Genomic DNA, 8,012 nt, shown 5'->3' on the forward strand with positions numbered 1-8,012 from the left:
ACGTCGCCCGACCCGGCGGTGCCGAGCCCGCCGCCGCCGGCACCGTCGCGCCACAGCCGCCCGTCCGGCGACGCCGTCCACGTGGTCGCGCCGCCCGACACCACCGCGCAGCCCGCCGTGGCCGCCAGCTCGCGCACCGCGCCGGCGGTGTCGGCCGAGACCTCGTCCTCGTCGCGGTCGAGGCAGATCGCCAGCTCGGTGGCGTTGGGCGTGAGCACCGCGTCGCCGCCGAGGTGCGCCAGCCCGTCGCGGTGGGCGGTCACGTAGCTCAGCCCCAGCGCGTCGAGCACGACGGTGCCCGACAGCTGCGGCACCACGGCCTCCATCAGGTCGAGGCAGTCGAGCAGGCCGGGCCCGAGCAGCACCGTGCTGCAGCCCTCGGCCAGCTCGAGCACGACGTCGGCGGCGGACGCCGGCAGCCGGCCGTCGCGCGCGGGCACCCCTGCCACCAGGGCCTCGGGCACCGCGACGGACATCGCGGCGGCCACCGAGGCGACCGTCACGACCTGCACCTTGCCGGCCCCGGAGCGCAGCGCCGCCTCCGCGGCCAGCACCGCGGCCCCCGGCGTGCGGTCGCTGCCGGCCACCACCAGCACCCGCCCGCGCGCGTCCTTCTGCCCGGCGCGCGGCATCGGCCACTCGCGCAGCGCGGCCGGCGTCACCGTCACCGCGCCGTCCTCGGACGACGGGGGGCGCTGCTGCTCACTCATGCCGGCCCGCCGACTCCCGCTCGTGGGTGGTGGGCACCGGTGCGTCCTCGACCGCCGAGGCGTCGCCCCAGCGCTGCAGCACCAGCCGGGTGCCGTCGTCCTCGAAGACGCCCACCGAGCAGTTGGCCAGCGGCTGACGGCGCTCGGTCTCCAGCGCCTCCTGCTCGGTCAGGCCCTCGATCGCGATGCGGAAGCAGGCGATCACCGCCTGGTGGCTGAACAGCCAGACGTCCTCGCCCTCGTGCTCGGTCGCCAGGGTCAGCAGCACGCTGCGCACCCGCAGCAGCACGTCCGTCCACGACTCGCCGCCCGGCGGCCGGTAGTAGAACTTGCCGACCTTCGTGCGGCGCTCGGCCTCGTCCGGGAACTCGGCGCGGATGCCGTCGCCGGTGAGCCCGTCGAAGAGCCCGAGGTCGCGCTCGCGCAACCGCTCGTCGACCACGATCCGCGGCGTGGTCGGCAGCGCGGCCAGCGAGTGGGCGGCGGTGTCGGCGGCGCGGCGCATCGGCGAGCTCACCACCAGGTCGGGTGCGTCGAGCGTGACGAGGTGCCGGCCGAGGTGCGTCGCCTGCGCCTGCCCGACGTCCGACAGCGGCACGTCGACGTCGCGGACGTCGAGCTCGAGGCGGCCGACCCCCCGCTCCCGCGCCTCCCGGTCGGCGACGTTGCCGACGCTCTCTCCGTGCCGGATCAGCACGAGGCGCCGTGGGCGTCCCAGGGTCACGAGGGCTCCGATCAGCCGGTGGGTCGGTCGAGGGCGATGCTCTCACCGCGCCCGACGGTGCGCACGGTGGTCGCCGGGTGCGGCTCGCGGTCCCACGCCGTCACGAAGTCGCGCAGCGGCGACCGGAACACCCGGTAGTCGTCGTAGTGCACCGGCACCGCGGACGCCGGGCGCACCCGCCGCAGCAGCTCGACACCGCCCGCGCCGTCGAGCGTCACCAGCGCGCCGAGCACCTTCGTGCCGCCCAGGTGCACCACCGCGACGTCGATCTGCGGGTGCCGCTCGTGGATCGCGGTCAGGTGGTCGCCGAGCAGCGTGTCGCCGGTCAGGTAGACGGTGAGCAGGGTCTCCTCGCCGCGGCGCAGCGTGAGCAGCGACCCCATGACCGGCGGCAGCAGCCGCCCCATGACGCCGTAGGCGTGCACGCCGGGCAGCGACTCGATCGTCAGGCGGTGCCCGTCGCGCTCGAGCGCGTGCTGCTCCCAGGTGCCGAGGGCGACCGCCTCGAAGCCGCGCGGGCCGAGCCGGCGGGCCGCGTGCCGGGTGGTGACCAGCGGCACCGAGCGGTCGAGCCCGCGGCGCGCCACCCGGTCGAAGTGGTCGCCGTGCAGGTGCGACAGCACCACCGCGTCGAGCGGGGGCAGGTCGCCCACGTCCATCGCCGGGTCGGTCAGCCGCTTCGACACCAAGCCCTTGCCGAGGTAGGCGTACTGGCCGCGGTGCAGGAAGTTCGGGTCGGTCAGCAGGGTGAACGGGCCGAGCCGCAGCAGCGTCGTCGCCGTGCCGATGAACTGCAGGGTGCTCACGTCGCTCCTCCGGGCCGGTCGACGCCGACGGCGACGAGACGCCCAGGATGTCGCCGCTGCGGGCGGCGCGCCGCCCGGACGGGGTCGGGCTGCCGCGCGGCACGCCGGCCGGCGGTCAGCGCGGGTCCGGCTCGCTGTCGGAGGGCAGCCGCTCGGGACCGGCCTCGGCCGGCCGGGGCCGGTCCTCCGGGTGCGCGCGCACGGCGAGCAGGGCCACGTCGTCCTCGGCGTCCGACGCCAGCCGGTCGACGACGGCGTCGCACACGTCCTCGAGCGACAGCCCGCGGCCCACCGCGTCGCCGACGAAGCGGCGCAGGCGCTCGAGCCCGGCGTCGAGGTCCTCGCCGCGCCGCTCGACCAGCCCGTCGGTGTAGAGCAGCAGCGTCGAGCCGACGGGCAGCTCGGTGTCGTGGTCGCGCCGCGGCGCGGTGTGGTCGAGGCCCAGCAGCAGGTCGCTGCCGGCCTGCAGCAGCTCGGCCCGGCCGTCCGCGCCCACCAGCAGCGGCGGCAGGTGGCCCGCGCTCGACCACCGCAGCGTCCGTGCGCTCGTCGCCTGCTGCCCGGGCGTCTGCTCGATCTTCGCCAGCACCGCCGTGCCGAGCGCCTCGACGTCGAAGTCGCGCAGGGCCCAGTCGAGGGCGCTGAGCATCGCGGCCGGGGGCTGCACCACCGCGTGCGCCACCCCGCGCAGCACGTTGCGGATCTGCGCCATCGCGACCGCCGCCTCGCGGTCGTGACCGGTCACGTCGCCGATCACCAGGCAGGTGCTGCCGTCGCGCACGAGGAACGCGTCGTACCAGTCACCGCCGATCTGCGCGCCGTCGGTCGCCGCGACGTACCGGGCGGCGATCTGCAGGTGGTCGGGCTCGGGCAGCCCGGCGAGCAGGCTGCGCTGCAGCTCCTCGGCGAAGCCGCGCTGCAGCTCGTGCAGCCGGGCGTTGTCGAGCGCCAGGCCGACCTGGGTGGTGATCTCCTGCAGCGTGGCGACCGCCTCGTCGTCGAACGGGCCGCGGCCGTCGCCGTTCACCAGCGTCATCAGCCCGCGGACGCGGCCGCGACCACGCAGCGGCAGCACGAGCGTGGCGCTGGCGTGCAGCTGCACGAGCAGGTCGTGGGCCTCCCCCGCCCGCAGCACCTGACCCGGCTCCGCCCAGCTGGTGCGGACGGCGCGCGCCGGCCGCCCGGTGCGCAGCGCCTCACCCACCGGCGAGGCGTCGGTGAGCGCCGGCACCCGCAGCTGCCGGTAGCGCTCGAGGAGGGCGTGCACGGCGGGGTCGGGGTGCCACGAGCTGACATCGCGCAGCCGGCCGCGCCAGTGCCCGGGCCCGTCGTCGAGGATGCTCAGCACCGCCCAGTCGGCGAACTGCGGGACGATCAGCCCGGCCACCTTCGTCAACGCGACGGTGGCGTCCAGGGTGTCGGACAGCTCGCGCGCGACGGTCGCCAGGAGCGAGGCGCGCTCGGCCGCCCGCTCGGCGGCGTCGTGCGCCTCCCGCCGCTCGGTGACGTCGAGGAAGTAGGCCGCCAGGCCGTCCGGCTCGGGGACCGCCCGCACCTCGAACCAGGCGTCGAGCGGCGCCGGGTAGTAGGCGTCGAAGGTGACCGTCACGTTCTCGCGGACCGCGCGGCGGTACGACTCCTCGAAGTCGCTCCCCACGGCCGCCGGGAAGCGCTCCCACAGCGCGCCGCCGACCAGGTGCTCGCGCGGGCGGTCCAGCACCCGCTCGGCCTCGGCGTTCACGTAGGTGAACACCCAGTCGGCGTCGACGTGGAAGAACCCGACGCGCATCGTGTCGAGGATGTGCCCGACCCTGGCCTCGCCGTCGCGCAGGACGGTCAGGTCGGTGACGGCGCCGATCAGCCGCACCGGCGCGCCGCCGTCACCGGACAGCGGCCGCCCGCGGGCGGCGACCCAGCGCGTGCCGCCGTCCGGGCGCAGCACGCGGAACTCCGCCTCGTAGATCGAGCCGGTGTCGATGGACGTCCGGATCGCCACCGACACCCGGGGCAGGTCGTCCGGGTGCACGATGCGCCGGAAGTCGTCGATGGTGCCGCCGAACGCCTCCGGCCGGACGCCGAACATGTCGAGCAGGACGCCGTCCCAGACCAGCTCGTCGGTGACCAGGTCCCAGTCGAAGGTGCCGACGCCCGCCGCCGCCACGGCCTGTGCCAGCAGCGGGTCGCGGGCGTCCGGCACCCGCTCGAAGCCGCTCACGATGCCGGTCGCCCGCAGCTGCTCGGCGGTGGCCGCGGCCACCCGCTCGAGCAGCGCCACCTCGCGCGGCGTCCACTCGCGCGGGTCGGGCTGGTGCACGCAGAGCGCACCCAGCAGCTCGCCGCCGCGGTCGCGCAGCGGCACGCCGAGGTACGGGCCCGCCGCACCCTCGCGCACCGCCTCGAGCACGGCGAGCGAGGTGTCGCCGGCCGCCTCGGTCACCACGAGCGGCGCGGCGGCCTCCAGCACGAGCGCACACGGCGAGCCCTCGAGCGGCACCGAGCGACCGGCCGGCACGACGCCGGCGAGGACGTCGACGTGCTCGGCGTCGCCCAGCAGCGACAGCTCGGCGGCCGGGGCGTCGAGCAGGTTCGCGGCCAGCGCGGCCATCGTGCGCAGCACCTCGGCGGTCGCCGACCTCGCCACCGGTCGGCCGGCGGAGACCGAGGCGGCGGCCGCGGGCACCTGGGGGCGGTCGCTGCCACGCCGTCCGAGCTCGGGCACCAGCACCTCGTCCTCGCTCGCCACGACGGACGGCTCGATGCCGCCCGTGCACCACTATGACGCACCGGGCGGCGGTCGGGCCCCAGGTCGCGCCCCGTCCGGCGGCGGGCAGCGGTCGACGCACCGACGGCGTCTGCTCGGTCGACGGGTGGTGGGCCGCGGCGGCCGCATGCTCCGCCTGCCGCACCGCCCTCGGCAGCACGTCGGTCGGTACGGCGCGGCTCAGGTGGTGGCCCTGCCCGGGGCGGAGCGTGACCGACCCGCACGGCGGCCCGCGGACGACGAGGGGCCCCCGACCGCGTGGTCGGGGGCCCCTCGTCGTGCGTGTGGCGGGTGAAGGATTCGAACCTTCGAAGCTTTCGCGACGGATTTACAGTCCGCTCCCATTGGCCGCTCGGGCAACCCGCCATGCCGCCCGCGAGGTGACCCTCGGGGCAGCGGATGGAAGGATAGCAAGAGCCCACGTGGCGACCGCAAACCCAGCACCCCTCGGAGGGACACCGTGGCCGACTCCTCGTTCGACGTCGTGAGCAAGGTCGACCGGCAGGAGGTCGACAACGCGCTGAACCAGGCCGCCAAGGAGATCGCCCAGCGGTACGACTTCAAGGGCGTCGACGCCTCGGTGAGCTGGAGCGGCGACGTCATCGTCATGACCGCCAACAGCGAGGAGCGCACCCTCGCCGTCCTCGACGTGCTGCAGACCAAGCTCATCAAGCGCGGCGTCTCGCTGAAGGTGCTCGACACCGGCGAGCCCAAGGCGTCCGGCAAGAGCTACCGCCTCGAGTCGACCCTCAAGGAGGGCCTCGACCAGGAGCACGCGAAGAAGATCGGCAAGCTCATCCGCGACGAGGGCCCCAAGGCGGTCAAGGCGCAGATCCAGGGCGACGAGCTGCGCGTCACCGGCAAGTCCCGCGACGACCTGCAAGCCGTGCAGGCGCTGCTCAAGCAGGCCGACCTCGACGTCGCGCTGCAGTTCGTCAACTACCGCTAGGCCGGCGCCGCCGGGCGACGTCCGTCGGCCTCAGCGGCCACGCCGGCCCGCACCAGCACCGCGTCGACCCCGTCGCTCGGTCTGCTCGACGAGCGCGCGCAGCTCGGCGTCGGGCAGCTGCCACACCTGCTGCCCGACGTCCGCCCCACCACCGCTCGTCATCTGACAAGTCTACGACATGACGGCCGAGACGACTGCTGCCACAACGGTTTTCGTGGTCGTCGAAGGCGCCCGCGCCGCGCGCTCCCTGTGGCTCGCGCACCCTCCAACGAGCGAGCAAGCCCATGGAACGGTGCCTTCACCGACTTCACGTGGCGCGCGACGAGCTGGCCGTCGCGTGCAGCAGCGCGAGGACGTCGTCCGTCGACCTGATGTCGCCGAAGGTGCGGTACACGACGTGCAGCGTCGCGTCGTGGTCCCGGTCGCGGCGGGCGGCGTTCGCGTCGGCGACGAGCACCACGCGGTAGCCGAGGGTGCTCGCGTCGCGCACCGACGACTCGCAACACACGTTCGTGACCGTGCCCGCGACGACCACCGTGTCGACGCCGCGCTCCTGCAGCAGGTCGGGCAGCGGCGAGCGTCCGGGGAAGAACGCGCTCATCGCGGTCTTCTCGACCACCAGGTCGTCGTCGCGGACGTCGAACCCGCCCCACACCCGCTCGCGGGGCTCGCCGTCGCCGCCGCTGCGCGCGAGCACCGCGGCCGCCTCCGCCCCGAGGAACTCGACGTCGACGGCGGTCGGGGCGACGTACCCGGGCACCACCCAGACGACGAGCGCACCGGCGTCGCGCGCGCCCTCGGCCAGCCGTCGCACGTTCGGCACGATGCCGCGCACGTACGGGGTGTCGGCGCCGTCGACGAAGAACGGCACCATGTCGATCACGACGAGCGCCGTCCGGGCGGGGTCGAGCTGCTCGTACGCGTGCACCCGACCGCGTCGCGACACCTGGCGGTCGATCTCGCGCTGCTCGACGTGCCAGTCGTGCGGTGCCGGCTCGATCTGCGGGTCGCTCACCGCGACAGCAGAGCAGCGGCTGCGCGGCGGGTCCAGCAGGCGCGCGGCTACCGCGTGCGGCCGAAGGCGCGTCGTCCGTGCGGGCCGGGCAGCACGGCGCCGAGGCCGATCATGCCGACCCCCAGGGCGAGGTGCAGGAGGTTGTCGGCGAGGTTGACCGGCAGGTCGTTGAACAGCCCCTCGTTGAAGGTGAGCTGCCCGTAGACGGCCAGCCCGAGGTACGCCAGCCCGCCGCCGACCAGGTACCAGCGGGCGCCCGACGCGTGGCTGCTCAGCACCAACCCCGCGACGCCGAACAGCAGGTGCAGCACGTTGTGCAGCACCGACACCCGGAAGATCCCGAGCAGCATCGCGTGCGACGGGTCGCCGGCCATCTCCATGCGCGAGAAGTCGCTGGTGACGCCGGGCACGAACCCCAGCACGCCCACCACGAGGAACACGACGCCCACCAGGCGCGCCACGGTGCGCACCGGTGCGGGCTCGAGGTCGGTCGGGGTGTGCACCGGGTCGACCACGGCGGTCCTCCTCAGGGGGTGGTGACGGCGAGACCCCCTGCGCCTACCCGCTGCGGCCGCGCTCACACCCTGCGGCCGTGCTCGCGCAGCCGGACGCCGGGCACGATGGTCGCGTGACGACGCGGCGGGCGGTGACGCGGCGGGCGGTGCTGGGCGGTGCGCTGCTCGCGCTGGCCGGCGGGTGCGCGCGGCAGCGGGCGGCGACGTCCTGCGGCGAGGTGGTCGTGTACGGGCCGCACCCCGACCTGGTCGCCGAGCTGACCCTGCCGGCGCGGACGCCGCTCGTCGTGGTGGTGCTGGTGCACGGCGGGTACTGGCGCGACGGCCACCACCGCACCGAGCTCGGCGCGGCGTCCCGCGACCTGGTGACCGCGGGCTGGGCGACCTGGAACCTGGACTACCGCGGCACCACCGCCGGCGTGCCCGGCTGGCCGACGACGTTCGCCGACGTCGCGGGCGCGGGCGACCGGCTCGACGACGTCGTCGCCGCGCGCGGGCTGCGCCTCGACCGCACCGCCGTCGTCGGGCACTC

At 75.4% G+C, this 8,012-nt stretch carries 9 protein-coding genes and 1 tRNA gene; 2 read left to right on the plus strand and 8 right to left on the minus strand.

Features of this window, described 5'->3' with window-relative positions:
- The 5 genes from ACYVI6_RS17240 to ACYVI6_RS17260 all read right to left on the minus strand — a co-directional run.
- Window positions 1-710: NAD(P)H-hydrate dehydratase (locus tag ACYVI6_RS17240; protein ID WP_460447545.1), on the minus strand; the 710-nt coding region annotated here is incomplete at its 3' end.
- Complete coding sequence (locus ACYVI6_RS17245) at window positions 703-1,434, minus strand: histidine phosphatase family protein (RefSeq protein ID WP_460447546.1); 732 nt, start codon at window positions 1,432-1,434, stop codon at window positions 703-705. The genes ACYVI6_RS17245 and ACYVI6_RS17240, both read right to left, overlap by 8 nt.
- Window positions 1,435-1,445: 11 nt before the next feature.
- On the minus strand, window positions 1,446-2,240 hold the full coding sequence (locus ACYVI6_RS17250) for an MBL fold metallo-hydrolase (protein ID WP_460447547.1): 795 nt from the start codon (window positions 2,238-2,240) through the stop codon (window positions 1,446-1,448).
- Window positions 2,241-2,355: 115 nt separating this feature from the next.
- The gene (locus ACYVI6_RS17255) at window positions 2,356-4,983 is read right to left on the minus strand and encodes a SpoIIE family protein phosphatase (RefSeq protein ID WP_460447548.1); all 2,628 of its coding nucleotides are present in this window, start codon (window positions 4,981-4,983) and stop codon (window positions 2,356-2,358) included.
- Between the two features lie 303 nt (window positions 4,984-5,286).
- A tRNA-Tyr gene (locus tag ACYVI6_RS17260) sits at window positions 5,287-5,367 on the minus strand.
- Between the two features lie 94 nt (window positions 5,368-5,461).
- Here ACYVI6_RS17260 and ACYVI6_RS17265 point away from each other — a divergent pair.
- Window positions 5,462-5,950, plus strand: a complete 489-nt coding sequence (locus ACYVI6_RS17265) for a YajQ family cyclic di-GMP-binding protein (protein WP_460447549.1) — start codon at window positions 5,462-5,464, stop codon at window positions 5,948-5,950.
- 30 nt (window positions 5,951-5,980) lie between these two features.
- On the opposite strand, the gene ACYVI6_RS17270 is transcribed toward ACYVI6_RS17265, so the two are convergent.
- From ACYVI6_RS17270 to ACYVI6_RS17280, 3 genes are all read right to left on the minus strand, one after another.
- Window positions 5,981-6,112 (minus strand): hypothetical protein, encoded by a 132-nt coding sequence (locus ACYVI6_RS17270; RefSeq protein ID WP_460447550.1) that lies wholly within the window; start codon window positions 6,110-6,112, stop codon window positions 5,981-5,983.
- Window positions 6,113-6,257: 145 nt separating this feature from the next.
- Window positions 6,258-6,965, minus strand: a complete 708-nt coding sequence (locus ACYVI6_RS17275; RefSeq protein WP_460447551.1) for an isochorismatase family protein — start codon at window positions 6,963-6,965, stop codon at window positions 6,258-6,260.
- Window positions 6,966-7,012: 47 nt separating this feature from the next.
- Entirely contained in the window at window positions 7,013-7,480 is a 468-nt protein-coding gene (locus tag ACYVI6_RS17280; RefSeq protein ID WP_460447552.1) for a DUF4383 domain-containing protein, read from the minus strand.
- A gap of 113 nt (window positions 7,481-7,593) precedes the next feature.
- Between ACYVI6_RS17280 and ACYVI6_RS17285 the strand changes: the two genes are divergently transcribed.
- Window positions 7,594-8,012: alpha/beta hydrolase family protein (locus ACYVI6_RS17285; RefSeq protein ID WP_460447553.1), on the plus strand; the 419-nt coding region annotated here is incomplete at its 3' end.

The sequence above is a fragment of the Angustibacter aerolatus genome (genome assembly GCF_054776675.1).